The following is a 26,021-nucleotide window of genomic DNA, read 5'->3' as shown; positions in this document are numbered from 1 at the left end:
TTAGTACTTGTATAACCTGAGGTTCGCAATCAATGTCGCCTGCTGTTCAGGCCGCAAACTGCGCTATAAGGGTTTTTGGGTTTTTATCTGTACAGCCAGAAGGCATTTTTTATGAGCAAGCTCAGGCAAATGGAAGTCTTTGTGGCGGTCGTCGAGGCGGGAAGTTTTGCTGAGGCTGCGGTTCAGGTGGGCATGTCGGCGGTCATGGTCGGGCGGCATATTCAGAGCCTTGAAACGGCCTTGAACACCAAGCTGATTCAACGAACAACGCGCCGCCAGTCCGTCACCGGTGAAGGCCGGTTGTTTTACGCCGAAGCCAAAACCGCCCTTGAGCAGATCGAGTACGCCTTCAAGCGCGTCGAAGCCTCCACCGACAGACCCAGCGGCCTGCTGCGCGTGACCGCGCCGATGACCCTGGGCAGCGCGTTGATTGGTCCACTCGTCACCGAGTTCATGCAACTGTATCCCGAGATTCAGATTGAGCTGATCTTGAGCAATAAGGTCGTGGACCTCTACGAAAGCTCATTTGATCTGGGCTTCAGGATTTCCGAGCGGGTGGACGTCAACCTCGTTTGCAGGCCACTGCCGCCCTACCGGATGGTGATCTGCGCGGCGCCCAAATACCTCGCCACTTGGCAGGCACCGCAGACCCCGGAGGATCTGTCCACACACCGGATTTTGACCCACACCTCGTGGAACAATCGCTTTGCCTGGCCCTTACGCCAAGGCAACAAAGACGTTCCGTGGCCCGAGCAGGCGGTCCTCAAAAGCAACGATGGCAAGGTGCTGCTTGAAGCGGCCATTGCCGGCTGCGGGATCTTGATGCAGCCCGATTTTCTGGTAGCCGCGGCATTGGCCAGTGGTGAGTTGGTGCCGCTGATGAGTGCCTGTGCACCGGAGCCCAAGCCGGTGCAAATGGTCTATTTGCGCTCAAAAAAATCACTTCCCAAGCTCAATGCCTTTGTCACGTTCATCAGCGAACGGCTGGGCTCGTCTACGCCTGAGCCACACGCTCACTGACCGAAAATAGACGTTCGATGCTCGATCCACTTGAGCAACTCTTCAGCCCCTACCGATTGCGGCTTGTTGAGCTTCACCAACAGCCGAGCATGAACATTCTGGAACAGCGGGTGATCGATCGAGCGGGTCACCAGCGCGCCGCTGACCCGGTCGTTGAAGGCCGAGAACTCGCTCATCATGGTCACCGCATCACCGCTCATCACATACCGCCTGAGGGCCGTCAGGGAGTTGGTGACCATGGCCGGGCGAATGGACAGGTTTTCGGTATGCAGCACGAGCTGAATGATTTGCCCCAGGCCGTATTCCGACGGCATCACTGCCAACGGGTAACGCAAGATGTCTTCCAGCTTCAACGGCTCGCTGAGCTGCGCCAACGGATGGCCCGAGCGCATCAGTAAACGAACCGGCTGCAAGGACGACGCGCGATAGGTCACGTCAGGGTGCGCCGGGGGGTTGTAGGCCAGGCCAATGCTCGCGGCGCTTTGCGCGACTTCTTCAAGCACGCTGTTGACCGGCAACACGTCCAGCGTGATGCGAATGCCGGGATAGGTGTCGGTGAATTCACTCAAGACCTTATCGATCAGCAAGTCGATAAAGCCCTCGCTGATAACAATCCGGATATCCCCTTCCCTCAAGCCTTTGAGCCCGCGCAAGCGGTCTTCGAGGTGTTCTTGCTGCGCCTGGCAGCCACGCCAGAACTCCAGAAGAAACTGCGCCGCTTCAGTCGGCACCACACCGCGGGCCTGGCGTTCAAACAAGACGCTGCCGACCTCTTCCTCCAGCAATTGAATTTGCCGGGTAATCACAGAAGGCGCGGTGTTCAGATTCTCCGCCGCCCCGCGAATGGAACCGCTGGAAAGAGCTTCATAGAAATAGCGCATTCGACGTTGATTCAGATCTCTCACGATAAACCTGCTGCTCAATGACTGTTGCTTACAGAGCAACGCTAGCATTAAAAAGTTGCTCTTGCTCACGCAAGGTTTCCACTTGAATATCGATCGAACAATAAAAAGATCCCGTGGAGAGCCGTATGCACAGCAGCAAGCCAGCGAGTGAGCTTTCAGCCATCTATCGAAAGATTGACTGGCGGTTATTACCTTTTTTGCTCGTGTGTTACTTCGTGGCGTATCTGGACCGGGTCAATGTGGGCTTTGCCAAGTTGCAAATGCAAAGCGACCTGAACTTGTCCGATGCCGCTTATGGGCTGGGCGCCGGTATCTTTTTTATCGGCTACGCCTTGTTCGAGACGCCGAGCAATCTGCTGCTGCCCAAGATCGGCGCTCGCAAGACCCTCAGTCGAGTGATGATCTTATGGGGCACCACGTCGGCTTGCATGATGTTCGTCGAAACGGAACGGGCGTTTTACGTCTTGCGCTTTTTCCTCGGGGTATTTGAGGCCGGATTCGCGCCGGGCATGTTGTTCTATTTGACCTATTGGTACGGCCGCGAACGGCTGGGGCAAGTGCTGGCAATCGTCATGCTGGCAGCGCCGCTGGGCGGGATCTTTGGCGCGCCGCTCTCGGTATGGCTGATGACTGCGTTCGAAGGCGTACACGGTTTGTCCGGCTGGCAATGGATGTTCTTTCTGGAAGCCATCCCCGCTGTGCTGCTGGGTGTGCTTGCGCTGAAAGTGCTGAGTGACAAACCGGCCACCGCGCCCTGGTTGAGTGAACCTGAAAAACAAGTACTGGCGGCGCACATCGGCACAGGTCGGGGCGACCACCATTCGTTCAAAGAGGTATTGAAAGACCCACGGGTTTACCTGATGGCAGCGGGGTATTTCTGCTTGATCTGCGGCATCTATGCCATGAGTTTCTGGCTGCCGACCATCATCAAAGAGTCAGGTATCCACGACACCATGCAGATCGGCTGGTACTCGGCCATTCCTTATATAGGCGCGATGGCGGGCATGCTGATCTTTGCCCGGACCTCCGACCGTTTCTATGAACGGCGCTGGCACACAGCTCTTCCTGCATTGATAGGTGCGATCTGCCTGACCGCGTCGGTGATCTACAAGACTCACTTCGGGTTATCACTGCTGTTCCTGTCCTTGGCCACCACCATGATGTGGTCTGCCTACACAGTGTTTTGGGCCATCCCTTCGCAGCACTTAAAAGGTGACGCGGCCGCAGGCGGCATTGCCGTCATCAACACCATCGGGCTTACCGGTGGTTTCCTCAGCCCGACGCTGATGGGCTATGTCAAAACGGCCACGGGCAACTCTGACTCGGGCCTGGTGTTCATCTCGGTGATTCTGCTGCTGGGGGCCGTGCTGCTGGCCGCGAACAAACCTGAACACGCTCAGCAAAGAGCAACGTCTACCCAAGCCGTTTAAACCCATAATAAAAAGGTGATTTTACTGTCATGGCCTATCGAATCCTGGTGGCTGGTTTCCAGCATGAAACCAATACCTTCGCGCCCTCCAAAGCAGAATACGAAAACTTCGTCAGAGGCGAAGGTTTCCCGCAAATGGTCAGGGGCGCGGACGTGCTGAAATTACGCGAGGTCAACATCCCCGCAGGCGGCTTTCTGATTGAGGCCGAGCGACTGGGCTATGAGGTGGTTCCAGTGATCTGGGCCGGAGCCAGCCCGTCAGCCCATGTCACCCAAGCGGCCTACGAGCGCATTGCCAATGAAATCATCCAGGCGGCTGCCAGCCAGACACTGGACGGCCTCTATCTGGACCTGCATGGCGCTATGGTTGCCGAACATACCAATGACGGTGAAGGCACACTGCTGAGCCGGCTGCGTGCCGTGGTTGGGCCGGACATACCGATCGTGGTCTCACTGGACCTGCACGCCAACGTGACCGATTTGATGCTCGAACAGGCCGATGCCATGGTTGCCTTTCGAACCTATCCCCACGTGGACATGGCTGAAACCGGCATAAAAGCCGCGCAACTGCTTGATCTGCGACTGCGTTGCGGGAAACTGCAGCACGCCAGTCTGCGACTGCCCTTCCTGATTCCGGTCAATGGCATGTGCACCCTGCTGGAGCCCGCGCGCAGCCTTTACCAGCAACTGGAGCACCTTGAGTCAGAAAGCCTGTCGCTGTCCTTCACCCCCGGCTTTCCGGCCGCCGATTTCGAAGAGTGCGGACCGGTCATCTGGGGCTATGGGCTGGATACGCAGGCGCTGCAAGCCGCCGTCGGCGCCCTGTATGACAAGCTGGTCAGCGAAGAAGATCAGTGGGAAGTGCCACTTCTGCTTCCAGACGATGCCGTGCGCCAGGCCATGGCATTGGCAGCGTCGGCCCAACGCCCCATCGTGATTGCAGACACCCAGGACAACCCCGGCGCAGGTGGCGACGGCAATACCATGGGCATGCTCAAAGCCCTGTTAAGCCACCAGGCGCGTAACGCTGCCATCGGTTTGATCTATGATCCTGCAGCGGTTCAGGCCGCGATTGCCGTCGGGCTGGGCGGTTTTATTGACATCGCGCTGGGCGGGCAATCCGGCGTGCCGGGGGATGAGCCATTACAAGGCCGCTTTGAAGTCACCCACCTGTCTGACGGCCGCTGCCGCTTCGAAGGCCCCATGATGAATGGCATGGACGTTGATGTCGGCCCGGTGGCGGGTCTGAAAATCGACGATGTGAGCATTGCCGTCAGCTCAAGCAAATGCCAGATGCTGGACCGTACCCTGTACCGGCTGGCCGGCATCGACCCTGAAAAAATGAGCGTACTGGTCAACAAAAGCTCCGTGCATTTTCGCGCCGACTTCCAACCCATCGCCGAGCACATCCTGGTGGCCAAAGCACCAGGTCCGATGACCGCAGACCCGGCGGACATCCCGTGGACAAGGTTGCGTGAAGGCATCCGCTTAAAGCCCAACGGGCCTGCGTTTCATCACTGAATCAAAAAGGATGACCTGAGCATTTCGTGCAGATGCACTGCCGCATGATGGGATGTATCCGTCAGCAGATAAACGTGATGCTCAGGCAGGCCGGGCAAAGCCATCTGAAGAATCAGCGAACCGTCATCGGCCGCCCCCTGAGCCTCCACAATGCCCAACGCCAAACCACTTCTCACACACGCCAATACAGCGTGGGAATTGGCACTCTCCAGCAGGATCCGGTAACGGATCCCGGCGGCTTTCAAGATCGCCAGCGCTGACTCCCGGTACGGGCAGCCACTCAATTGCAGGGCAATGGGCAAAGGCTGATCTGGATCGTACTTGAAGCCAGCAGCCGCCGCCCAGCACGGCTGTGTAGAACGCAGCCGCTCAGCATGGCTCAGTTGCTCATGACTGACAGCGATGGTCAGGTCCAGTTGTTTGCGTGCAAACAGGTCGAGCAGTTCAGTACTGGATTTGACCACCACTTCAAGCTCCAGAGCCGGATTGCCCGCGACGAACAGCGGTAAAAAGTCCGCCATCAATTGCTCGGCATAACCGTCCGGGACTCCCATACGAACCTTGCCCGTCATCAGTTGTGGCGACAACGTTGCCAACAGCCGGTCATGGGCCATCAAAAAACGCGTGGTTTCGCCCAACAGTTGCCGCCCTGCAGTCGTCAACTCAACGAGTTGATTGTTGCGGACCAAAAGTTGATGCCCAACCTTTGCCTCAAGTTTCTGGATCTGCGTTGTCACTGCCGAAGGGCTGCGATGGACGTAATCGGCCGCATCCTTGAAGCGCCTGAACCTGGCCACGGCCTGGAAGGTTCTGAGCACATCAATGTCGAGGGCTCTGCCCATGAGGTCACCTGATTTCGTTATGTCGAACCAGCGATTCGATTTATTCAACTGTACAGGGTTTACACCCACTCCTATGGTGGGGTCAACACATGCCAGCCACTGCACGCGCAACCTCAACCGGAGCAAACAAGACCACTCAAACCATCGTATGGAGTGACACCGATGAGCCTGAATGACTTTGTTGTAGATGCCCTCATACGCACCGAACGCTATAAGAACACCCGACTATGGACCGTTGAGAACCACGCCAAGTACTCGACCCTGACCGCCCCCCTGGCCAGTTCTGGCAACCCTTCGCGCTTCAACTTGCAAATATTTCAGCTCATGTGCGCCTTGAATCAGCAAGGTATGGCCGAGGATGGGCTGTGTGCCGACGCCCAAGGCCAGGGCGCACTCAAAGATATTCTCGGCACGCTTGCCGAGCGTCTGGCCCTGATGAGCGAGAATCGCCATGTGCACTATGTTGAATTAGGCCCTGAACCGATCAAAACCGCGCACTTGCTGGGGCGGATCACTGAGGCTTGCACCTCCCTGCGCTATACCGCCATCGACATCAATCAGACCTCAGAAAGCGTAATGCGTGATGCGGTGTTTCCAATCGTGGAACAGCATGGAAGCTTCAATTACATCGCCGCCGACTATCGAACCGTTGAACGTGCCGACCTGCATCATGAGCAGGACATTACCCTGATTACCTTGCTTGGCTTTCAAGAAGGCAACGAGTTGCCGGTGACCACCGGACGATTGATTCGTAGCCTCGCGAGCGACGCCACTTACATCATTTCGGAGATGCAGATCTACGAAGAAGGGCTGCAAAGCAACATCCACGCTTTTTATGCCAACCCGCACATGATCAGGTTTTCGCAGGTCGTTGCAATGCAGCAAGGCTTCATCCCGCTGGATGAGCATGCTGTCACCCTCGTGAGATTCAAACTGCTGGATGAGCTGATCCATGTGGCCGTCACACTGCAACCCGTTGAGAAGGGACGCCAACAAGGCTGCCTGCTGACCAATATCTGCCTCAAATACACCCCAGAACAGTTCCGTCGCATCAGAGCCCGACACTGCAACTGCAGCGTGCTGGATGAATTCGCCAGCGGTGATGGCTCGGTGCGCTATCAGATTGCCAAATACCTCCAATAGCAACACCACAGGGAGCCATGAACCATGGATCACACAGACCCGCTACCCCTGTTTGAGCGCGGCGTCGGGCGAGTAAAACTGGCGCTGAAATCCACGTTGAGAAAAAGCTCGCGCAGTGCCTCGCCCACTGCCGACGAGCAAGCGCTCTGGCGTGACGACCTGCTCTGCCAGGCAAACCTTACGATCAGCGATGCGCGAACACTTGCCGACCTGGGCTACGCCTTGAGCCCGCACCCCGACATACCGGCCGAAACCATCACCGCAGTGGCTTGCGCACACCGGTTGTTCACGCCCGAAGCCGTGGCGATTCTTCAAGACATCTGCACGCGTCTGGAAGAATGTGCAGATAACAGCGACTGGATCATTTCCCGGCGCACACGTGCAGTCACCACGCTATCGCCGTTCATCAACGCCATGATGAACAGTCGCCGCTTCCTGTTAGCCATCTCGCGCATCGCGGGCGTCCCCCTGGTGCCCTACCCCATGCTCAATGCCCGGTCGCAGATCAATTATTTCTATCCCAAGCCTGAGCATGAACAGCAGCAACTCGGTATGTGGCATACCGACGGCACCAACTATGTGCTGAACATTGTGCTGACGCGCTCGTCCGACTACACCGGCGGAGAATTCGTCTTTCATAACAGCACTGTCGAGTCTTTCGACGCCCTTAATCACCGTACGTTCGAAACCGCCCCGCTGATCGAACCCGGTGATGCGCTATTCATTTATGGCAGTCGATTGTTTCATGGCGTTCGGCCAGTAAGCACCGGCCGACGCATGTCGTTGGTGCTGTCCTTCCACTGCCCTTACGCCCGTGAAGATTCCAACCAGTTCTGGCACCTCGCCTCAGACGATGGCATCCCCGCGACCATTCCCAACTGGTTAAAACTGCGCTGGGCCTTACAGCGCTCAGCCGCCAGACAATTCGCACGTATCGGTATCGCCCCCATTACCTTCGAAGAACTGCGCTATCCAGAGAATTGACTATGTCACGCAGCACGCTGTATCTGTTTTCACTGCAAGCCGTCTTCGTCCTGTCCTGGAGTTCGGGCTTTATCGGCGCCCGCTTGGGCACTGAAGATGCTGGCGCCATCAACCTGCTGTTCTGGCGGTTCCTGCTGGTCACTGCGTGTTTGCTGCCGTTTGTCTGGCAGCGACTGTGGGCATTGTCCCGGGCACAGTTGCGCTATAACGCCATTATTGGCTTCCTGTCTCAGTTCGCTTACCTGGTCAGTGTCTATATCGCCATACGTGGCGGCCTGCCCGCCGGGATAGCGGCGATTATCTGCGCACTGCAGCCACTGATCACCGCCGCCCTGGCAGCACGGGGCAACCACGAGCGCAGCGGCTTGCAGGAATGGCTTGGGCTGGTGATCGGATTCAGCGGGGTCGGCATCGTGATCTGCGGCGAGTATGCCCTGTCCAACAACAACATCGGCATTGGCCTGTATGCCCTGCCATTGATCGCGGCGATCACCCTGTCTATCGCCACGTTGTATCAGCGCCAGCAATCCGTATTGGCAACCGGACACAGCAAGGACGGCCAGCTAATGCCACTGTTTCTACAATCGGCCACCACGCTGGTCCTGCTGTTTGCTGCCGGTTTGGCACTGAATGACATCCATGTACCCACCCAGGCCAATGTCTGGGTGGCCGTCGGCTGGTTGACGCTGTTCTCAACGTTTATTGCTTACCTCAGCCTGTGGACCCTGCTCAAACGAATGTCCGCTACTCGCGTGTCGGCGCTGGTCTATCTGGAGCCGCCGGTCACCTTGCTGTGGGCCGCCCTGATGTTTGGCGACGCCCTGCACTGGACCACCTACGTGGGCATTTTGGTGGTGGCCACTGGAGTCCTGATTACCCGGCGGCGCAGCCATGTCTGCGCCGTTTGCAGTGAAGCATGAGAAGGCATTCAAACTGGGCGACGAGCAATCAGTGGGCAATGCACACCGATTTAAGCTCAGTACACGCCTCGATCACCGAGCGGCCAAATTCACGCCCCATGCCCGATTGTTTAACACCCCCAAATGGCATCGCCGGGTCCAGCAGGACATGGGCGTTGACCCACACGGTGCCGGCTTCAATGCGTGGCACCAGGTTAAGCGCTTTGGTCAGGTCGTTGGTCCAGAGGCTGGCAGCCAGGCCATAGCGGTTGTCGTTGGCCAGTTCAATCGCGGTGTCCTCATCATCAAACGGCATGACAGCCAGCACAGGACCAAACACTTCCTCGCGGGCCACCGCCATGCTGTGGTCAATGTCTGCGAGGATGGTCGGCTGCACATAGAACCCCTCACCTTCCTGCGATTCACCCCCCAACACCACGCGCGCACCTTGCTCGCGCGCCAGTTCGATGTGCTTGAGCACGCTCTGTTGCTGTTTACGCGACACCAAAGGGTTGATCGCTGCATCGCAGTTCATGCCCGCGCCCATCGGCAGGGCCGAGACTGCAGCAGCCAGCCCCTCGACAAAACGATCGTGAATCGAGCGGTGCACATAGAAGCGCGATGCCGCAGCACACACCTGGCCATTGTTCAACAGACCGCCGAGGATCGCGCCCTGGATGGCTTTGTCGACGTCTGCATCGGCAAGGATGATCATCGGGTTCTTGCCGCCCAGTTCCAGGGCAAACCGGGTCATATTCTCCATGCAAGCCACGCCGACACTTTTGCCCACAAGGGTGGAGCCGGTGAACGACACCTTGCTCACCAGTGGATGGCTGGTCAACCTACCGCCGACTGAGGCGCCACCGCCGGTCACCACGTTGAGTACGCCAGCCGGAATACCCGCCTCAACCGCCAGTTCAGCCAGACGCATGGCGGTCAGCGGGGTTTCCATCGCCGGTTTGATGATCACCGTGCAACCGCTGGCCAGCGCTGGCATCAGTTTCCAGGCGGCGATCATCAGCGGGAAGTTCCACGGCACGATACCCACCACCACACCGACCGGCTCACGCTTGGTGAACGTGGTGAACTTCGCCCCCTGCGGAAGCGGAATCGACACATCAAAGGTCTGGCCTTCAATTTTCGTCGCCCAACCGGACATGTAGCGCATGAATTCAACGGTGGCATTGAGGTCCAGCGCCCGCGCCATATTGATCGACTTGCCCTGACTCAGCGTTTCAAGCTGCGCCAGTTCTTCAGCGTGTTCTTCAACCAGGCGAGTGAAATTCAGCAGGATCCGTTCCCGATCGGCCGGACGTAAACCGGACCACACACCCGACTTGAAAGCAGCGCGAGACGACTGTACGGCCTGTTCAACCAGGTGCGGCGGTGCATCCAGGGTTTCGCACAGCACTTGACCGGTCGCCGGGTTGAGCACTGCAATGGCTTGCCCATCTGCCAATACCCATTGGCCGTCAATAAAGCAGCCATGGCGACGATCGAGGAATGCAGCAACCTGTGGCAGGATTTCAACGTTGCTCATAAAGCACCTTTCTTTCAATTGAGTTGCAAGCCGCTCACTGTGACCGGCAAGGTTGACGCGATTGTCGATGCTCGACGCCAAGCCGGGTTTTCCCTGCGTGCCAGTTGTATTGGCTGATTTGCCAAACGTTGCGCAACCTGGATCGCAGGCAGAACAACATTTGCGAATAAGGCGGCCTGACAATTCAGGCACGCAGCACAAGGATTTTGGCGAGAATCCAAAAGCATCCCTCCACGCGCTGTAGCAAAGTGCTGCCTGACACTGTCCTCGGTTTACCTCAAGGAAATCAGAAATGCTTTCGCCCGCCGCTTTGCTCAAACGAACGCCCCTGGCCCGACTCGCACTGGCCATTGCCCTGGGTACCTTAGGCCTGCCCGGTTTGCAGTCCAACGCCCACGCCCATGGCGGCGCCGCCGAAATGGTGCCGCTGCAGTCAACCCTTGAAGCGTTTGGCGCCACCGTCAAATGGGACGATTACGCCGATGTGTTCGTGATTGCCAAGGACGGCGCCTACCTCAAGGTGAAACCCGACAGCAAAGTCGCCGTGCTCAACGGCAAGCGCATGGAGTTGACGGTGCCAGTGGTGTTCAAGGGCAAGACGGCGTTCATGTCCAAAGACTTTATCAACCAGGTGTTCCAGTCCGGTCTGGACAAAACATTTGTCATCGAAACCCGCCCCAGCCCGCTCAACCCGCTGAGCGCGGATGAGATCAACACTGCGGTCGAGATCATCAAGACATCCGGGCACTACAAACCGGGTTTGCGTTTCACCGAAATCTCGGTGCATACCCCGCCCAAGGACCAGGTGTGGAATTTCATCTACACCGGGCAAAAACCTGCGCAGCCGCGCCAGGCCAATATCGTGGTACTGGACGGAAAGCACGTGATTGAAGGCCAGGTCGACCTGGACAGCAAAACCCTGTTGTCGTGGAAGCCCATTGAAGGCGCTCACGGCATGGTGCTGCTGGACGACTTTGCCACCGTGCAATCCGTGATCGATACCAGCCCCGAATACGCCCAGGCGCTGGCCAAACGTGGCATCACTGACATTAAAAAAGTGGTGACGACACCCCTCACCGTGGGCTATTTCGACGGCAAGGACGGTCTGACCCAAGACAAGCGCCTGCTGAAAATCGTCAGCTACCTCGATGTTGGTGACGGCAACTACTGGGCCCATCCGATCGAAGGGCTGGTCGCGGTGGTCGACCTGGAGCAAAAGAAACTCATCAAGGTCGAGGATGGAGGAGTGATTCCGGTCCCCATAAAAGCCACCCCCTACGATGGTCGCGATCGCAAAAGCGTCGCGCTAAAACCGCTAGAGATCATCGAGCCGGAGGGCAAGAACTACACCATTACCGGCAACAGCATTCATTGGCAGAACTGGGACTTGCACGTGCGTCTCGACTCGCGGGTCGGGCCGATCCTGTCTACCGTCACTTATGACGACAAGGGCAATAAACGCAAAATCATGTACGAGGGCAACCTGGGCGGCATGATCGTGCCGTACGGGGACCCGGACGCAGGCTGGTACTTCAAGGCGTATCTGGATTCGGGCGACTACGGCATGGGCACGCTCACCTCGCCGATTGCCCGTGGTAAAGACGCTCCGCAAAATGCCGTGCTGCTGGATGCAACCATTGCTGATTACACCGGTGCACCCACCACAATCCCTCACGCCCTCGCTGTGTTCGAACGTTACGCCGGTCCAGAATACAAACACCAGGAAATGGGCCAGCCCAACCTGAGTGCCGAGCGGCGTGAATTGGTGATCCGCTGGATCAGCACCGTGGGCAACTACGACTACATCTTCGACTGGGTCTTGCAGCAGAACGGCACCATTGGCATCGACGTAGGCGCTACGGGTATCGAAGCGGTCAAGGGCGTGAAAAGTAAAACCATGCATGAAGCAACCGCCAAGGAAGACACTCGCTACGGCACCCTGATCGACCACAACATCGTCGGCACCACCCACCAGCACATCTATAACTTTCGCCTGGACATGGACATAGACGGGGAAAACAACTCACTGGTCGAAATAAACCCGGTCATCGCGCCAAACGACCGCGGCGGCCCCCGCACCAGCACCATGCAGACCGAACAGCGGGTGGTCAGCACCGAACAGCAAGCTGCACAAAAATTCGACCCGTCGACCGTGCGCCTGCTGAGCAACCTTAATAAGGAAAACAAAGTCGGCAACCCCGTGTCCTACCAACTGATCCCGTATGCCGGTGGCACTCACCCGGTGGCCAAGGGCGCCAACTTCGGCAAGGACGAATGGCTCTACCACCGCTTGAGCTTCATGGACAAACAACTCTGGGTGACGCGCTACAACCCGGACGAAAAGTACCCGGAAGGCAAATACCCGAACCGCTCGCAAACCGACACCGGGCTGGGGCAGTTCACCCATGATAACCAGTCCATCGAAAACACCGACAATGTGGTGTGGCTCACCACCGGTACAACCCACATCGCCAGGGCCGAGGAATGGCCGATCATGCCGACCGAGTGGGTACACGTGCTGTTGAAACCGTGGAACTTCTTCGATGAGACTCCGACGCTGAACCTCAACACGGCAAAATAACCTGTATAAGCCATGCCCCTGTCACCGTGGTGACGGGGGCATTGTTGTTTCAGGCGTACTGCTTGCGGTATTCACCAGGCGAAATACCAAAGCGCGACTTGAACGCGGTAGAGAAGTAGCTCGAATCGGAAAACCCCCACGAGTAACCCAGTGCCGACAACTTCTGTTCGGTACGCGACTGACGAAGGGATTCGGCACACAGGTCAAGGCGGCGATTTTTGATATAGCGCGCAACCACCAGGCCCTTGCGGGCAAACATCCGGTACAACCCGCGCATCGACACCCCCACCTCCCGCGCCAGCAGTTCGGGGCAGAGGTCTTCCGAGCGAATATGCTCATCGATATAGCCGAGGGTCTTGCGAAAAATACGCTCATGCACATCGTCGACGCCTTCACTCTGGCTGATGGCCGGGCGCAGCAGGCTGATCACGGCATCCAGGGTCGCTTCGCTTTCCTGCTGGCTCAAGTTGGTCTGGCGCGCAGCGTCCAGTATTAAGTGGTGCGACAACGTGGCAATGGGTGACTTCGCGCCGATCAAGTGGCCGCACTTGACCGGGGTATAACGCAAGGACTGCTCGATCAGCCGGTGCGGCAGGATCAATGACAACTGGCGGGAGTTTTCGTGATAGGTGAAATCACTGGGCTGGGAGGCATCGATCAAGGTGATGTCACCGGCGCACAGCGACACCCGGTTGTCGCCCTGCGCCATGCAGGCGCTGCCGTCAAGCTGGAACACCGCAAAGTACTTGCCGCCTTCGCTCGCTGCGACTTCCTTCGGCGTGCGGTACAGCCGCGCCTGACAAGCATCGACAAAGCTGAGTTTGAGTGCACCGCTCTGGTATTCACGGATGTGACCGGAAAACTCATCGCCCAAGGTTTGCGCACTGAAGGCGCCGCAGATGCGGTTGACCTGATGGATCCATTGATCGAAGCCGTCACGGCGCTGTGCAATTGAAGAATTCATGTGAGGCCTCACGCAGGTTTATTGTTTTTATCTACGTTGATCCACGCTAAAACGAACAGCGACTCTCCTGGGATGTTGGCGGCTTATTTAAGCCCGCCAAAACGCCGATAGAAACTCTCTCCGACATCCGGCAACGGCCCATCGGCCGTTTCCAGTGCACTGTTCAACCACTCCTCCGCCTTGGCGAAGATCAAACGGTAGATATTTCGGCACAGCTGTCGTGCAGCCCGGCCCTCCCAGTCGCCGGGCAGCAGTTCGTCTGGCAACTGCGGGTCACGCAGCAGCAATTTACGGTACTCATGCACTAGCAGAAGACGTGCCAGGAAGCAGTCGCACGGCAGCAAATTGTCCTGCTCGCGCAGGGCTTGCCAGAGCGGTCGGAACAACTTGATGAACTCGCTGTAATGGGTCGCCAGTTCCTCGATGTTCCAGCTTTCACGCACCTGCAGACGCAAGGCCTTGGAGGCCATTACATCCTGCGCGGTGGTCTCGAAGACAATGGTGTCTTCCTGGGCATCGAGGTCGGCCAAGGTCGCGTTAACGTCGGCACGATCACTGCGCGGGCAGGCCAGCAGCACCGGAGAAATTGCACCAAAACCTTGCCACTCCAGCTCTTCGCGCACTTGTTTGCGCTTGTCCTGAGCCAGTTGCGTGAGCATCACCAGGCACCATGAGCCATCCCAGGCCGGAACGGTCGAGCTGTAGACCCGCTTGAACGCCTTGTCGAAACGCCGACGCCCGGCACCGGTGAGGCTGTAGTAACTGCGCCGGCCGACTTTTTCGGCGCTCAGCCAGCCTTCCTTGGTCAGGCGGAAGATCGACGTGCGGATCAGCCGCTCATTGATCCCGACAGGCTCGAGCAGTTGAATCAAACTCCCCAACCAGACCGTTCCGCCATGGGGCTCAATGGCATCCCCGTACAAGGTGATGATCAGGGAACTGGCGCGAATCGGCGTTTGCTCCTGAAAGCGCGTAATCAGTTGATTCAAGGGGGTCAGGGACGACATGGACGTACCGGGCTGAAAAAAGAAAGGAATATACCGAAAAATTCGGCGCCAGAGTTCACTGGGCGCTGCGCTTGGGGCGCAAACCGCTGTCGCTGATACGCGGCCGGTCGGGCTCCGCTTCGCCAAGCGGCTCGCATTCTTGCATCTTCGTCAGGCAACGCTGGGCCAGGCGCTGATATTCAAGGGTACCGGTGCGCTTCCAGGCCACTTCTTCATCACTGAGGGTGCGTTTGACGCTGGCCGGTGTGCCCATGACCAATGACTGCGGCGGACACTCGAAACCGGCTTTAACGAACGCCGCCGCCGACACAAATGAGCGCTCACCGATGCGCGCATGGTCCATCACCACGGCATTCATCCCCACCAGCGCATCAGCGCCCACCCGACAGCCGTGCAAAACCGCGCCATGGCCGATGTGGCCGTTGCGCTCCACGACTGTGTCGCTGTCCGGAAAACCATGCATGACGCAGGTGTCCTGAAGATTGGCGCCCTCTTCGAGCACGATCCGCCCGAAATCACCGCGCAAACTCGCCAGCGGGCCGACGTAGCAATGCGGGCCAATGATCACATCGCCGATCAGCACCGCTGAAGGGTGGACATAGGCGGTGGGATCGACCACCGGGGTCAGGCCATCGAGGCTGTAACAGGTCATGAACGCTTCCTTTTGACTCAGTGCCTGGCGTATTCGCAAAGCGATGCCAATGTTCGGGCATTTTGTATCACATCACTTTTGTAATCACAATTTACAAAAAAGCGTATCACTTAAAAACCTCTCACCAGCAACCTCGTAAAATCGGCCATACAACGCCTTTAAAGCGCATAAAATCGCGGCTCTCAGGTCATAAGCCCTCATTAAAAAGCGCTACACAAAAACTCAAATCAACAGAATAAGACACGTTAAGTTAATTTTATCGTTGCATTTGTGTATCACGTAAAAGCTATACTTGGGCAAAACCGGCCCCTCAGGCCGATCCAATAATGAGCCGGCTGACCGCCGAGCGTGCACCGTGAGGGCATCCGCCATGCCACTAACCCTTGCCGTCGAGTTCATCGAGCCCGGCGTGCGCTTGATTACCTTGCAGCGCCCGCAAGCCTTGAACGCCCTTACCACCCAATTGCTTGGCGAACTGGCAGATGAACTGAACGCTGCGCAAAACGATCGCAACACCCACGCGGTGGTCATCACCGGCAGCGCCAAGGCCTTTGCCGCAGGCGCCGACATCAACGAAATGGCCGAACGCAATCTGGTCGGCATCTTCGACGACCCGCGCCAGGCGTCCTGGCAGACCCTCACTCGTTTCAGCAAGCCGTTGATTGCAGCGGTTAACGGGTTTGCCCTGGGCGGTGGCTGCGAGCTGGCAATGCATGCCGACATCATCATCGCGGGTGAAGACGCACGCTTCGGCCAGCCGGAAATCAACCTGGGGATCATGCCCGGCGCGGGTGGCACCCAGCGTCTGCTGCGCGCCGTGGGCAAGTCGATGGCCATGCAAATGGTCCTCACGGGCGAACCGATCAGCGCCCGCCAGGCCCTTCGTTCAGGATTGGTGAGTGAAGTGACCCAGCCCGAATTCACTGTCGAACGCGCCCTGCACATCGCCCACAGCATCGCCACCAAGGCGCCGCTGGCCGTGCGTCTGGCCAAAGAGGCGTTGCTCAAGGCAATGGACACTGACCTTGCCAGCGGTCTGCGCCTGGAGCGCCATGCCTTCACCCTGCTGGCCGGCACCCGTGACCGCGACGAAGGCATCCGCGCCTTTCAGGAAAAGCGCCGACCGGCCTTCACCGGCGAATAAACCGCGCACTCGAACGACTACTCAAGCGAGCATCAAGACCATGACTTTCGAACACATTGTGTTTTCCATTGAGGCCGGCGTTGCGCTGCTCAGCCTCAACCGCCCCGAGCAGCTCAACAGCTTCAACACGCAGATGCACGGCGAGGTCAAGGAAGCCCTGAAACAGGTGCGGCAAAACCCCGAAGTGCGGGTATTGCTGCTGACCGGTGAAGGCCGCGGCTTTTGCGCCGGGCAAGACCTCAGCGACCGCAATGTGGCGCCCGGCAGCGAAGTGCCGGACCTGGGGCTGTCCATCGAGAAATTCTACAACCCGCTGATCCGCCAACTGCGCGACCTGCCCATGCCGGTGATTTGCGCCGTAAATGGCGTGGCGGCCGGGGCCGGGGCCAATATCCCGCTGGCCTGCGACCTTGTGCTGGCGGCGCGTTCGGCCAGCTTTATTCAAGCGTTCTGCAAAATCGGCCTGATCCCGGATTCCGGCGGCACCTGGACCTTGCCTCGTCTGGTCGGCATGGCCCGGGCCAAGGCTCTGGCCCTGCTGGGCAATAAACTGAGCGCCGAACAAGCGGAACAATGGGGTTTGATCTACCGCTGTGTAGACGATGCTGAACTGCGCAACGAAGCCCTGATCCTCGCCCGCCACCTGGCCACGCAACCGACCTACGGCCTGGCACTAATCAAGCGCAGCCTCAATGCCAGCCTGAGCAACACCTTCGATGAACAATTGGAGCTGGAAAAAGACCTGCAACGCCTGGCCGGGCGCAGCGACGATTACCGTGAAGGCGTCAGCGCCTTCATGGAAAAACGCAGCCCGCGTTTCAAGGGGTGCTAGCCATGAGCGCACTCAACCTCAATGCCCGCATCGGCGTGATTGGCGCCGGGGCCATGGGCGCCGGGATCGCCCAGGTCGCAGCGCAGGCCGGCCATCAGGTGCTGTTGCTGGATAACCGTCCGGGCGCTGCTGCCCAGGCCATTGACCACATCGATCGGCAACTGGGCAAACGCGTCGAAAACGGCAAGCTCGCCGCCGAAGCCCGAGACGCCACCCTCGCCCGCCTGCACCCGGTCGAAAACGTACAAGCGCTGGCTGACTGCGCATTGGTCATCGAAGCCATTGCCGAGAACCTCGAGGCCAAGCGCGCGCTGTTTGTGCAGTTGGAGAGCGTGTGCAGTGCGCAGTGCGTATTCGCCAGTAACACCTCGTCACTGTCGATCACAGCCATCGCCGCGCCACTCAAGCACCCGCACCGCCTGCTCGGCCTGCATTTTTTCAACCCGGCGCCGGTCATGGCGCTGGTAGAAGTGGTGTGTGGCGTGGCCAGCGACCCGGCGCTCGCCGACTGCTTGTACGACACCGCCAAGGCCTGGGGCAAAAAACCGGTGCACACGCGCTCCACGCCCGGATTTATTGTTAACCGTGTCGCCCGGCCGTTTTACGCCGAAAGCCTGCGCCTGCTTCATGAAGGCGCAGCCGATTGCCCGACGCTCGATGCGCTGCTGCGTGAGACCGGTGGCTTCGCCATGGGCGCTTTTGAATTGACCGACCTGATCGGCCATGACGTCAACTACGCAGTCACCTGCTCGGTGTTCGACGCCTATTATGGCGACCCACGCTTTCAGCCATCACTGGCACAAAAAGCGCTGGTCGACGCAGGACGCTTGGGGCGCAAAAGCGGTCAGGGTTTCTACTGCTACAGCGAGCAGGCCGAACGCCCCGGACCCAGCACCCTGCCCGATGCTCCAGCTCCGCAAACCTGCGTGGTCGAGGGCGATCTGGGCGCTGCGCAACCGCTGCTCAGCCGCTTGCAAGGCCAGGGCGTGAAGGTCATCCGCCGTGACGGGGGCGGCCTGCTGCGAGTTGGCGATGCAGTACTGGCCCTGAGTGACGGGCGCATGGCGTGCCAACGGGCGCAGGAAGACGGCCTGCGCAATCTGATATTGCTCGACCTCGCCTTCGATTACCGCCAGGCCACGCGCATTGGTATCAGTTGCGCCGCCGGTATCGATCCGCAGGCTTTTGAACAAGGCGTGGGGCTGCTGCAACGGGCCGGGCTGCACGTCAGCCTGCTCAGTGACACCCCGGCGCTGGCGGTGTTGCGCACCGTGACCATGCTGGCCAACGAGGCTGCCGACGCGCTGCTACAAGGCGTGGCCTCAGCCGCTGACATCGATCTGGCGATGCGCGCTGGCGTCAACTACCCCCAAGGTCCGCTGGCCTGGGCTGACGCCATCGGCCCGGCCTATGTGCTGCGGGTGCTGCACAACCTGCAAGCCACGTACGGCGAAGACCGCTATCGGCCGTCGTTACTGCTGCGCCGCCGGGTCGCTGAAGGGAGAACACTGCATGACTGACCTTCAAGCCATGAACCTGGCCAATCAATGCGCCCAGGCAATGCTCAAGCGTGACGCGGCCAGCCAGGCCATGGGCATGCATTTATTGGCAGCAGCACCCGGTTGCGCGCACGTGAGCATGAGCGTGCGCGCAGACATGATCCAGGGGCACGGCACCTGCCACGGCGGCTACCTGTTTGCTTTGGCCGACTCGGCATTCGCCCTGGCCTGCAACAGCTACAACGATGCCACCGTCGGCCTCGGTTGCAGCATCGACTATGTTGCCCCGGCCCACCTGGGTGACACCTTGAGCGCCGAGTGCCGCGAGCAAAGCCGCGCCGGGCGTACCGGCAACTACGACGTGCGCATTTCCAACCAACTGGGCCAGCTGATTGCGCTGTTCCATGGCAAATCCTACAAAGTGCGCGGCACGGTGCTGGCGCAGGAGACCCCCAATGAATGACGCCTTGATCATCGACGCGGTACGCACCCCGATTGGCCGTTATGCCGGTGCCTTGAGCAGCGTGCGCACCGACGACCTTGGCGCGGTGCCGCTGCGTGAGCTGCTGCGCCGTCACCCGCAAGTAGACTGGAACAGCGTCGACGACGTGATCTACGGCTGCGCCAACCAGGCCGGCGAAGACAATCGCAACGTCGCGCGCATGTCCGCCTTGCTCGCCGGGCTGCCAGTGAGTGTGCCGGGCACCACCCTCAATCGTTTGTGCGGTTCCGGGCTGGACGCCATCGGCAACGCCGCCCGCGCCATTCGCTGTGGTGAAGCCGGTTTGATGCTGGCCGGTGGCGTTGAGTCGATGTCCCGCGCCCCCATGGTCATGGGCAAAGCTGAGCAAGCGTTTTCTCGCGAGGCTCAGCTGTACGACACCACCATCGGCTGGCGCTTTATCAACCCGCTGATGAAGCAGGCCCACGGCGTCGATTCGATGCCCGAAACCGCTGAAAACGTCGCGGAGCAGTTCGCTATCTCCCGAGCCGATCAGGACGCCTTTGCTTTACGCAGCCAGCAACGCGCCGCGGCTGCCCAAACCAGCGGGCGCCTGGCCAAAGAAATCGTCGCGGTACAGATTGCCCAGCGCAAAGGCCCGGCCAAAGTGGTCGAGCACGACGAACACCCCCGCGGTGATACCACCCTAGAGCAACTGCAAAAACTGGGCACGCCCTTTCGTGCAGGCGGCAGCATCACCGCAGGCAACGCCTCGGGGGTCAATGACGGTGCCTGCGCGCTGTTGCTGGCCAGCCCCGCAGTGGCAAAGCGCTTCGGCCTGGTCGCCCGCGGCCGGGTGGTGGCAATGGCCGCCGCCGGTGTTGAACCGCGCATCATGGGCATCGGCCCGGTACCCGCCACCCACAAGGTGCTGGAGCTGGCCAACCTGAGCCTGGCCGATATGGATGTAATCGAACTCAACGAAGCCTTTGCCGCACAAGGCCTGGCGGTTCTGCGCGAGCTGGGCCTGGCCGACAACGACCCACGGGTAAACCCCAATGGCGGCGCCATTGCCCTGGGTCACCCGCTGGGCATGAGCGGCGCACGACTGGTCACCACCGCCCTGCATGAACTGGAAGAACGTCGCGGCCGCTATGCCCTGTGCACCATGTGTATCGGCGTCGGCCAGGGCATAGCGCTGATCATCGAACGCCTGGGCGACTAAAAGATTCGCGATTCCCGGGGAGCCGAGCGGTATCCTTGGGGCATGCACTCAAGGCTCGGCATTTAAGCCGGGCTGATAGACAAAAATAATTCGAGTGAACTCATGAACATGCCAATGTCAACGACCGTGCTTAACCCGCTGCTGGACCCGATGGAAACTGCCAGCGTCGATCAATTGCGAGAACACCAGCTCGAACGCCTGCGCTGGAGCTTGGGCCACGCCTACAACAACGTGCCGCTTTACCGTCAGCGCTTCGATGCACTGGGCATTCACCCCAACGACGTCACGTCTCTGGCGGATCTGGCCAAGTTCCCCTTCACCACCAAGAACGACCTGCGCGACAGCTACCCGTACGGCATGTTTGCCGTGCCCATGAATGAGGTCGTACGCCTGCACGCCTCCAGCGGCACCACCGGCAAACCAACGGTGGTGGGCTATACCCAGAACGACATCGACACTTGGGCCAATGTGGTTGCCCGCTCGATTCGCGCCGCTGGCGGCCAGCGTGGCGACAAGGTGCATATTTCCTATGGCTACGGCCTGTTTACCGGCGGTCTGGGCGCCCACTACGGAGCTGAACGCCTGGGCTGCACGGTGATCCCGATGTCCGGGGGGCAAACCGAAAAGCAAGTGCAACTGATCAAGGATTTCCAGCCGGACATCATCATGGTCACCCCCTCGTACATGCTCAATATTGCCGATGAGCTGGAACGCCAGGGCATCGACCCGCATAAGCTGGCCTTGCGCCTGGGGATCTTCGGCGCCGAGCCGTGGACCGGCGAACTGCGCAGCGCCATCGAAGCGCGACTGGGCATCACCGCACTGGACATCTACGGCCTCTCGGAAATCATGGGCCCCGGCGTTGCCATGGAGTGCGCAGAAAGCAAAGACGGCCCGACCATTTGGGAAGACCACTTCTACCCCGAAATCATCGACCCGGTCACCGGCGAGGTGCTGCCAGACGGGCAAATGGGCGAACTGGTGTTCACCTCCCTGAGCAAGGAGGCGCTGCCCATGATCCGCTACCGCACCCGCGACCTCACACGCCTGCTGCCAGGCACGGCACGGCCCATGCGGCGCATCGACAAAATCACCGGGCGCAGCGATGACATGCTGATCATTCGCGGGGTCAACGTGTTCCCGACTCAGGTCGAGGAGCAAGTACTCAAAGTAAAACAACTTTGCGAGAGTTATGAGATCCATCTGTATCGCAATGGCAATCTCGACAGCGTGGACGTACACGTAGAGCTTAAAGCCGAGCACCAGCACCTCAGCAGCGAACAACAGAGCGCCGTGACCAACGAGCTGAGCCGACATATCAAAACCCATATCGGCATCAGTTCCCGTATCGCTTTGCAGCCGCTTCATTCGCTCAAGCGCTCGGAAGGCAAAGCCTGCCACGTGATCGATAAACGCCCTAAAGCCTGACCACCGGCCCGTAGGAGCGAGCTTGTCTCGCGATCTTTTCAGCATCAAAAGATCGCGAGGCAAGCTCGCTCCTACAGATGATTGACGTACAGCCCCGCTTTTGCGGGGCTTTTTTTCGCCTGACAAAAAACCGAATTCACCGAAAGCGATACAAAAATAAATAGAACACAGTATTTTGTGTTTGATATTAATTTTTGTATCGCTTATAAAGTTCTCCATGCCTATGAACACATGCAAGGCGGGAGAGCCCCATGTACGCACAGCTTGTAGAAACCGGCGTTAAGCGCATCAAGGACCTGGCGGAGATGTCCGATCAGGAACGCGCCTTCCAGGAAAAAATCGACGCCGAAATCAAGATCGAAGCCAAAAACTGGATGCCCGATGCCTATCGGCAAACCCTCATCCGTCAGATCTCTCAACACGCCCACTCAGAAATCGTCGGCATGCTGCCGGAAGGCAACTGGGTCACTCGCGCGCCGTCGCTCAAACGCAAACTGCAATTAATGGCCAAGATCCAGGATGAAGCCGGCCACGGCCTGTACCTGTACAGCGCGATGGAAACCCTGGGCGCCGACCGCGACGAAGAAATCGCCAAGCTGCATAGCGGCAAGGCCAAGTACTCGAGCATCTTCAATTACCCGACCCTGAACTGGGCCGACATGGGCGCCGTCGGCTGGCTGGTGGATGGCGCGGCCATCGTCAACCAGGTGGTGCTGCAACGCACCTCCTACGGGCCCTATTCGCGGGCCATGGTGCGTATCTGCAAGGAAGAGAGCTTTCATCAGCGTCAGGGCTACGAAATCCTCCTGACCATGATGCGCGAAGGCAATCAGGCACAAAAAGACATGGTCCAGGACGCGATCAACCGCCTCTGGTGGCCGTCGCTGATGATGTTCGGCCCCAGCGACGAACACTCCCCCAACAGCGCCCAGTCCATGGCCTGGAAGATCAAGCGCCAGAGCAACGACGAATTGCGCCAGCGTTTCATCGACCAAACCATTCCACAGCTTGAACTGCTGGGCTGCACCTGCCCCGACCCGGACCTGAAGTGGAACGCCGAACGCGGTCATTACGACTTCGGCGAAATCCAGTGGAACGAATTCTACGAAGTGCTCAAGGGCAACGGCCCATGCAACCAGGAGCGTGTCGCCACCCGCCGCAAGGCTATTGAAGACGGCGCCTGGGTGCGCGAAGCCGCCGTCGCCCACGCCCGTAAAAAACACAATAAGAACGCTGCCTGATCCGGAGTTACCGTTATGTCTGAATGGACCCTCTTTGAAGTCTTTGTGCGCAGCAAGCACGGCCTCAACCACAAACACGTTGGCAGCGTTCACGCCGCCGACACCACCATGGCCATCGAGAACGCCCGCGAGCTGTACACCCGACGCAGCGAAGGCGTCAGCCTGTGGGTGGTGCCCTCCATGTTGATTACCGCCTCGTCGCCGGATGAAAAAGACCCGTTGTTTGACCCGGCCGACGACAAGGTCTACCGCCACGCCAGCTTCTACGAGTTGCCGGCCGAAGTCGGGCACATGTGAGGTCAACCATGAAGCCAAACACTGATCTGATCGAATACCTCCTGCGCCTCGGCGACAGCGCCCTGATTCAGGGCCAGCGCCTGTGCCAATGGTGCGGCCATGCACCTGCACTGGAAGAAGAACTGGCGCTGATGAACGTCGGCCTAGACCTGGTCGGCCAGGCGCGCAACTGGCTGGAATACGCCGCCGAACTGCTGGATGACGGCCGCGACGCCGACCATCTGGCCTTTCGCCGGGATGAGCGGGCCTATCGTAACTTGCTGCTGGTGGAGCAACCCAATGGCGACTACGCGGTCACCATTCTCAAGCAGTTTTTGTATGACGCCTGGCACCTGCCAGTCCTTGAAGGTCTGAGCCAGTCGAGCGACGAGCGCATCGCCGGTATCGCCGCCAAAGCCGTCAAAGAAGTCACTTACCACCTGCGCCGCTCCAGCGAATGGGTGGAGCGGCTCGGTGACGGCACCGACGAAAGCCACGCGCGAATGCTCGCCGCCCTCCCCGAGGTGTGGCGCTTTACTGTGGAACTGACCAGCGCCGATGACAGCGAACAGCGCCTGTGCGAGGCCGCCATCACGCCAGATGCAGCCCAAGTCGCCGCCACATGGCAGGCCACCGTCAGCGACACGTTTACCCGCGCCACCCTGCCCGTGCCCGCGGCACCGAGCTATTTCTACCTGAACGCGCGACGCGGCCTGCACACCGAACACTTGGGCATTTTGCTGGCCGAAATGCAGTTTTTGCCCCGAGCGTACCCCGATGCAACCTGGTGAGCTGATCGCCAGCGACCTCGGCGCGCGCCCGGCGCAACCCACGGACCTGGCGGCGGCGTGGGCGATCCTGGCGCAGGTCATGGACCCGGAAGTGCCGGTGGTCAGCGTGGTCGACCTGGGCATTGTCCGCGATCTGGCCTGGCAAGCCGGGCACCTGCACGTGGTGGTCACGCCCACCTACTCCGGTTGCCCCGCCACAGAAGTGATCGAGAGCGACATTCGAGAGGCATTGGAGCTGGCCGGTTTTCGCGGACCGCAACTGGAGCGCAAATTGACCCCGGCCTGGTCCACCGACTGGATCACCCACAGTGGCCGCGAGCGCCTGCGCGCCTATGGCATCGCACCGCCGCAGGGCAGCGCCAGCAAGCGCACGTTGCTTGGCGAAAGCCCGGTGATTGCCTGCCCGCAATGCGCCAGCACCCACACCGAAGTGCTCAGCGAATTCGGCTCCACCGCCTGCAAGGCACTGTACCGCTGCCGCGACTGCCTGGAACCGTTCGACTATTTCAAATGCATCTGAGGCGCCCTCGGCCGTCTTGGTTGGAGAATAACCATGAGTAAGTTTCACAGCCTGACCATCAAGGATGTGCGCACCGAGACCCGTGACGCGGTGTCCATCGCCTTCGACATTCCACAGCACCTGCAAGACAGTTTTCACTTCACCCAGGGCCAGCATCTGGTCATGCGCACCCTGCTGGACGGCGAAGAAGTGCGCCGCTCTTATTCGATCTGCACCGGGGTCAATGACGGCGAGCTGCGAATTGCCGTCAAACGTGTCGCAGGCGGGCGTTTTTCGGCCTTTGCCAACGAGCAGTTAAAGGCCGGGCACAGCCTGGAGGTGATGCCGCCCGCCGGGCATTTTCACGTAGAGCTGGACCCGGCGCGCCATGGCAATTACCTGGCGGTGGCGGCAGGCAGCGGCATTACGCCGATTCTCTCGATCATCAAGACCACCTTGCAGACTGAACCGCACAGCCGCGTGACGTTGCTGTACGGCAACCGTTCCAGCTCCGGCGCGCTGTTTCGCGAGCAGCTCGAGGACTTGAAAAACCGCTATTTGCAGCGCTTGAACCTGATCTTCGTGTTCAGCCGTGAGCAGCAGGACGTCGACCTTTATAACGGCCGGATCAACGCCGAAAAATGCACCCAGCTGTTCACCCGCTGGCTCGATGTCAAGCAACTCGACGCCGCGTTTATCTGCGGCCCGCAAGAGATGACCGAAACCGTGCGCGACTGCCTCAAGGCTGAGGGCATGGCGCCTGAGAACATTCATTTCGAACTCTTTGCCGCGGCTGGCAGCCAGCAAAAACGCGAGGCCCGCGAAGCGGCCCGCCAAGTAGACGCGGCGATCAGCCAGATCACCGTGATCAGCGACGGTCGCGCTCTGGCATTCGACCTGCCGCGCAACAGCCAGAGCATCCTCGACGCTGGCAACGCGCAGGGTGCCGAGCTGCCGTATTCGTGCAAGGCCGGGGTGTGCTCGACCTGCAAGTGCAAAGTGATCGAAGGCGAAGTGGAGATGGACAGCAACCACGCCCTCGAAGACTACGAAGTGGCTGCCGGATATGTGCTGTCGTGCCAGGCATTCCCGGTCAGCGACAAGGTGGTATTGGACTTCGACCAGCTGTAACACCGTCTCGCCCCACTACAACAATA

General features: G+C 59.3%; 24 protein-coding genes. 18 read left to right on the top strand and 6 right to left on the bottom strand.

The window, feature by feature from the left end; genetic code table 11:
- Positions 1–111: 111 nt before the first annotated feature.
- Complete coding sequence (locus tag TU84_RS21755) at positions 112–1,020, top strand: LysR family transcriptional regulator (RefSeq protein WP_048372787.1); 909 nt, start codon at positions 112–114, stop codon at positions 1,018–1,020.
- Here the strand turns inward: TU84_RS21755 and TU84_RS21750 are convergent.
- Positions 1,014–1,925 (bottom strand): LysR family transcriptional regulator, encoded by a 912-nt coding sequence (locus TU84_RS21750; RefSeq protein ID WP_048372834.1) that lies wholly within the window; start codon positions 1,923–1,925, stop codon positions 1,014–1,016. The two genes, TU84_RS21755 and TU84_RS21750, sit on opposite strands and share 7 nt — an antisense overlap.
- Positions 1,926–2,050: 125 nt before the next feature.
- Between TU84_RS21750 and TU84_RS21745 the strand changes: the two genes are divergently transcribed.
- Both TU84_RS21745 and TU84_RS21740 read left to right on the top strand, forming a co-directional pair.
- Positions 2,051–3,355 (top strand): MFS transporter, encoded by a 1,305-nt coding sequence (locus TU84_RS21745; protein WP_048372777.1) that lies wholly within the window; start codon positions 2,051–2,053, stop codon positions 3,353–3,355.
- A 29-nt stretch (positions 3,356–3,384) separates the two neighbouring features.
- The gene (locus TU84_RS21740; protein ID WP_048372776.1) at positions 3,385–4,875 is read left to right on the top strand and encodes a M81 family metallopeptidase; all 1,491 of its coding nucleotides are present in this window, start codon (positions 3,385–3,387) and stop codon (positions 4,873–4,875) included.
- Here the strand turns inward: TU84_RS21740 and TU84_RS21735 are convergent.
- Positions 4,869–5,717, bottom strand: a complete 849-nt coding sequence (locus TU84_RS21735; protein WP_048372775.1) for a LysR substrate-binding domain-containing protein — start codon at positions 5,715–5,717, stop codon at positions 4,869–4,871. The genes TU84_RS21740 and TU84_RS21735 overlap by 7 nt on opposite strands.
- 162 nt (positions 5,718–5,879) lie before the next feature.
- Between TU84_RS21735 and TU84_RS21730 the strand changes: the two genes are divergently transcribed.
- From TU84_RS21730 to TU84_RS21720, 3 genes are read left to right on the top strand one after another with little or no spacing between them, the layout of a single operon-like run.
- The gene (locus TU84_RS21730) at positions 5,880–6,860 is read left to right on the top strand and encodes a hypothetical protein (RefSeq protein ID WP_048372774.1); all 981 of its coding nucleotides are present in this window, start codon (positions 5,880–5,882) and stop codon (positions 6,858–6,860) included.
- Between the two features lie 24 nt (positions 6,861–6,884).
- Positions 6,885–7,844, top strand: coding sequence for a 2OG-Fe(II) oxygenase (locus tag TU84_RS21725; RefSeq protein WP_048372769.1), 960 nt, complete (start codon positions 6,885–6,887; stop codon positions 7,842–7,844).
- A gap of 2 nt (positions 7,845–7,846) precedes the next feature.
- Positions 7,847–8,764 carry a DMT family transporter gene (locus TU84_RS21720; RefSeq protein WP_053225289.1) on the top strand — a complete coding sequence of 306 codons (918 nt, stop codon included), beginning with the start codon at positions 7,847–7,849 and terminating at the stop codon, positions 8,762–8,764.
- Positions 8,765–8,792: 28 nt separating this feature from the next.
- On the opposite strand, the gene TU84_RS21715 is transcribed toward TU84_RS21720, so the two are convergent.
- On the bottom strand, positions 8,793–10,283 hold the full coding sequence (locus TU84_RS21715) for an aldehyde dehydrogenase family protein (protein WP_048372768.1): 1,491 nt from the start codon (positions 10,281–10,283) through the stop codon (positions 8,793–8,795).
- 292 nt (positions 10,284–10,575) lie between these two features.
- Between TU84_RS21715 and tynA the strand changes: the two genes are divergently transcribed.
- The gene (gene tynA / locus TU84_RS21710; protein ID WP_048372767.1) at positions 10,576–12,864 is read left to right on the top strand and encodes a primary-amine oxidase; all 2,289 of its coding nucleotides are present in this window, start codon (positions 10,576–10,578) and stop codon (positions 12,862–12,864) included.
- Between the two features lie 49 nt (positions 12,865–12,913).
- Here tynA and feaR read toward each other — a convergent pair whose 3' ends face one another.
- The 3 genes from feaR to paaY all read right to left on the bottom strand — a co-directional run bounded on the left by feaR (position 12,914) and on the right by paaY (position 15,487).
- Positions 12,914–13,828: a transcriptional regulator FeaR gene (gene feaR / locus TU84_RS21705; RefSeq protein WP_048372766.1), complete on the bottom strand. Its 915-nt coding sequence runs from the start codon at positions 13,826–13,828 to the stop codon at positions 12,914–12,916.
- 83 nt (positions 13,829–13,911) lie between these two features.
- Positions 13,912–14,835: a phenylacetic acid degradation operon negative regulatory protein PaaX gene (gene paaX / locus TU84_RS21700; RefSeq protein ID WP_048372762.1), complete on the bottom strand. Its 924-nt coding sequence runs from the start codon at positions 14,833–14,835 to the stop codon at positions 13,912–13,914.
- Between the two features lie 55 nt (positions 14,836–14,890).
- Positions 14,891–15,487 carry a phenylacetic acid degradation protein PaaY gene (gene paaY, locus TU84_RS21695; protein WP_048372760.1) on the bottom strand — a complete coding sequence of 199 codons (597 nt, stop codon included), beginning with the start codon at positions 15,485–15,487 and terminating at the stop codon, positions 14,891–14,893.
- A 370-nt stretch (positions 15,488–15,857) separates the two neighbouring features.
- On the opposite strand from paaY, the gene paaF reads away from it, so the two are divergent.
- From paaF to paaE, 11 genes are all read left to right on the top strand, one after another.
- Positions 15,858–16,631, top strand: coding sequence for a 2,3-dehydroadipyl-CoA hydratase PaaF (gene paaF, locus TU84_RS21690; protein WP_048372758.1), 774 nt, complete (start codon positions 15,858–15,860; stop codon positions 16,629–16,631).
- Between the two features lie 40 nt (positions 16,632–16,671).
- Positions 16,672–17,463, top strand: coding sequence for a 2-(1,2-epoxy-1,2-dihydrophenyl)acetyl-CoA isomerase PaaG (gene paaG, locus TU84_RS21685; protein WP_048372756.1), 792 nt, complete (start codon positions 16,672–16,674; stop codon positions 17,461–17,463).
- Between the two features lie 2 nt (positions 17,464–17,465).
- Entirely contained in the window at positions 17,466–18,983 is a 1,518-nt protein-coding gene (gene paaH, locus TU84_RS21680; protein ID WP_048372753.1) for a 3-hydroxyacyl-CoA dehydrogenase PaaH, read from the top strand.
- Positions 18,976–19,425 carry a hydroxyphenylacetyl-CoA thioesterase PaaI gene (gene paaI, locus TU84_RS21675; RefSeq protein ID WP_048372751.1) on the top strand — a complete coding sequence of 150 codons (450 nt, stop codon included), beginning with the start codon at positions 18,976–18,978 and terminating at the stop codon, positions 19,423–19,425. Before paaH ends, paaI begins: the two co-directional genes overlap by 8 nt.
- Positions 19,418–20,629 carry a 3-oxoadipyl-CoA thiolase gene (gene pcaF / locus TU84_RS21670; protein WP_048372749.1) on the top strand — a complete coding sequence of 404 codons (1,212 nt, stop codon included), beginning with the start codon at positions 19,418–19,420 and terminating at the stop codon, positions 20,627–20,629. Before paaI ends, pcaF begins: the two co-directional genes overlap by 8 nt.
- Before the next feature lie 102 nt (positions 20,630–20,731).
- Complete coding sequence (gene paaK / locus TU84_RS21665) at positions 20,732–22,057, top strand: phenylacetate--CoA ligase PaaK (protein ID WP_048372747.1); 1,326 nt, start codon at positions 20,732–20,734, stop codon at positions 22,055–22,057.
- Between the two features lie 251 nt (positions 22,058–22,308).
- Positions 22,309–23,298, top strand: a complete 990-nt coding sequence (paaA, locus tag TU84_RS21660) for a 1,2-phenylacetyl-CoA epoxidase subunit PaaA (RefSeq protein WP_048372745.1) — start codon at positions 22,309–22,311, stop codon at positions 23,296–23,298.
- 15 nt (positions 23,299–23,313) lie between these two features.
- Positions 23,314–23,595 carry a 1,2-phenylacetyl-CoA epoxidase subunit PaaB gene (paaB, locus tag TU84_RS21655; RefSeq protein WP_048372742.1) on the top strand — a complete coding sequence of 94 codons (282 nt, stop codon included), beginning with the start codon at positions 23,314–23,316 and terminating at the stop codon, positions 23,593–23,595.
- Between the two features lie 8 nt (positions 23,596–23,603).
- Positions 23,604–24,365: a 1,2-phenylacetyl-CoA epoxidase subunit PaaC gene (gene paaC / locus TU84_RS21650; RefSeq protein WP_048372736.1), complete on the top strand. Its 762-nt coding sequence runs from the start codon at positions 23,604–23,606 to the stop codon at positions 24,363–24,365.
- On the top strand, positions 24,352–24,885 hold the full coding sequence (gene paaD / locus TU84_RS21645; protein ID WP_048372735.1) for a 1,2-phenylacetyl-CoA epoxidase subunit PaaD: 534 nt from the start codon (positions 24,352–24,354) through the stop codon (positions 24,883–24,885). The genes paaC and paaD overlap by 14 nt, the downstream gene beginning before the upstream one ends.
- Positions 24,886–24,918: 33 nt before the next feature.
- Positions 24,919–25,995, top strand: coding sequence for a 1,2-phenylacetyl-CoA epoxidase subunit PaaE (paaE, locus tag TU84_RS21640; protein ID WP_048372734.1), 1,077 nt, complete (start codon positions 24,919–24,921; stop codon positions 25,993–25,995).
- The last annotated feature ends 26 nt before the right edge of the window (positions 25,996–26,021 follow it).

Origin of the sequence: Pseudomonas helleri (assembly GCF_001043025.1) — a bacterium.
GTDB classification, from domain to species: Bacteria; Pseudomonadota; Gammaproteobacteria; order Pseudomonadales; family Pseudomonadaceae; genus Aquipseudomonas; species Aquipseudomonas helleri.
Note: the sequence above shows the minus strand (reverse complement) of the source record. Positions and strands in the feature narration are given on the sequence as shown.

What these genes read in the sequence shown, in the direction of transcription:
- TU84_RS21755 (WP_048372787.1), top strand. Translation starts at nt 112, where the DNA reads ATGAGCAAGCTCAGGCAAATGGAAGTCTTTGTGGCGGTCGTCGAGGCG.
- TU84_RS21745 (WP_048372777.1), top strand. Translation starts at nt 2,051, where the DNA reads ATGCACAGCAGCAAGCCAGCGAGTGAGCTTTCAGCCATCTATCGAAAG.
- TU84_RS21740 (WP_048372776.1), top strand. Translation starts at nt 3,385, where the DNA reads ATGGCCTATCGAATCCTGGTGGCTGGTTTCCAGCATGAAACCAATACC.
- TU84_RS21735 (WP_048372775.1), bottom strand. Translation starts at nt 5,717, where the DNA reads ATGGGCAGAGCCCTCGACATTGATGTGCTCAGAACCTTCCAGGCCGTG.
- TU84_RS21730 (WP_048372774.1), top strand. Translation starts at nt 5,880, where the DNA reads ATGAGCCTGAATGACTTTGTTGTAGATGCCCTCATACGCACCGAACGC.
- TU84_RS21725 (WP_048372769.1), top strand. Translation starts at nt 6,885, where the DNA reads ATGGATCACACAGACCCGCTACCCCTGTTTGAGCGCGGCGTCGGGCGA.
- TU84_RS21720 (WP_053225289.1), top strand. Translation starts at nt 7,847, where the DNA reads ATGTCACGCAGCACGCTGTATCTGTTTTCACTGCAAGCCGTCTTCGTC.
- TU84_RS21715 (WP_048372768.1), bottom strand. Translation starts at nt 10,283, where the DNA reads ATGAGCAACGTTGAAATCCTGCCACAGGTTGCTGCATTCCTCGATCGT.
- tynA (WP_048372767.1), top strand. Translation starts at nt 10,576, where the DNA reads ATGCTTTCGCCCGCCGCTTTGCTCAAACGAACGCCCCTGGCCCGACTC.
- feaR (WP_048372766.1), bottom strand. Translation starts at nt 13,828, where the DNA reads ATGAATTCTTCAATTGCACAGCGCCGTGACGGCTTCGATCAATGGATC.
- paaX (WP_048372762.1), bottom strand. Translation starts at nt 14,835, where the DNA reads ATGTCGTCCCTGACCCCCTTGAATCAACTGATTACGCGCTTTCAGGAG.
- paaY (WP_048372760.1), bottom strand. Translation starts at nt 15,487, where the DNA reads ATGACCTGTTACAGCCTCGATGGCCTGACCCCGGTGGTCGATCCCACC.
- paaF (WP_048372758.1), top strand. Translation starts at nt 15,858, where the DNA reads ATGCCACTAACCCTTGCCGTCGAGTTCATCGAGCCCGGCGTGCGCTTG.
- paaG (WP_048372756.1), top strand. Translation starts at nt 16,672, where the DNA reads ATGACTTTCGAACACATTGTGTTTTCCATTGAGGCCGGCGTTGCGCTG.
- paaH (WP_048372753.1), top strand. Translation starts at nt 17,466, where the DNA reads ATGAGCGCACTCAACCTCAATGCCCGCATCGGCGTGATTGGCGCCGGG.
- paaI (WP_048372751.1), top strand. Translation starts at nt 18,976, where the DNA reads ATGACTGACCTTCAAGCCATGAACCTGGCCAATCAATGCGCCCAGGCA.
- pcaF (WP_048372749.1), top strand. Translation starts at nt 19,418, where the DNA reads ATGAATGACGCCTTGATCATCGACGCGGTACGCACCCCGATTGGCCGT.
- paaK (WP_048372747.1), top strand. Translation starts at nt 20,732, where the DNA reads ATGAACATGCCAATGTCAACGACCGTGCTTAACCCGCTGCTGGACCCG.
- paaA (WP_048372745.1), top strand. Translation starts at nt 22,309, where the DNA reads ATGTACGCACAGCTTGTAGAAACCGGCGTTAAGCGCATCAAGGACCTG.
- paaB (WP_048372742.1), top strand. Translation starts at nt 23,314, where the DNA reads ATGTCTGAATGGACCCTCTTTGAAGTCTTTGTGCGCAGCAAGCACGGC.
- paaC (WP_048372736.1), top strand. Translation starts at nt 23,604, where the DNA reads ATGAAGCCAAACACTGATCTGATCGAATACCTCCTGCGCCTCGGCGAC.
- paaD (WP_048372735.1), top strand. Translation starts at nt 24,352, where the DNA reads ATGCAACCTGGTGAGCTGATCGCCAGCGACCTCGGCGCGCGCCCGGCG.
- paaE (WP_048372734.1), top strand. Translation starts at nt 24,919, where the DNA reads ATGAGTAAGTTTCACAGCCTGACCATCAAGGATGTGCGCACCGAGACC.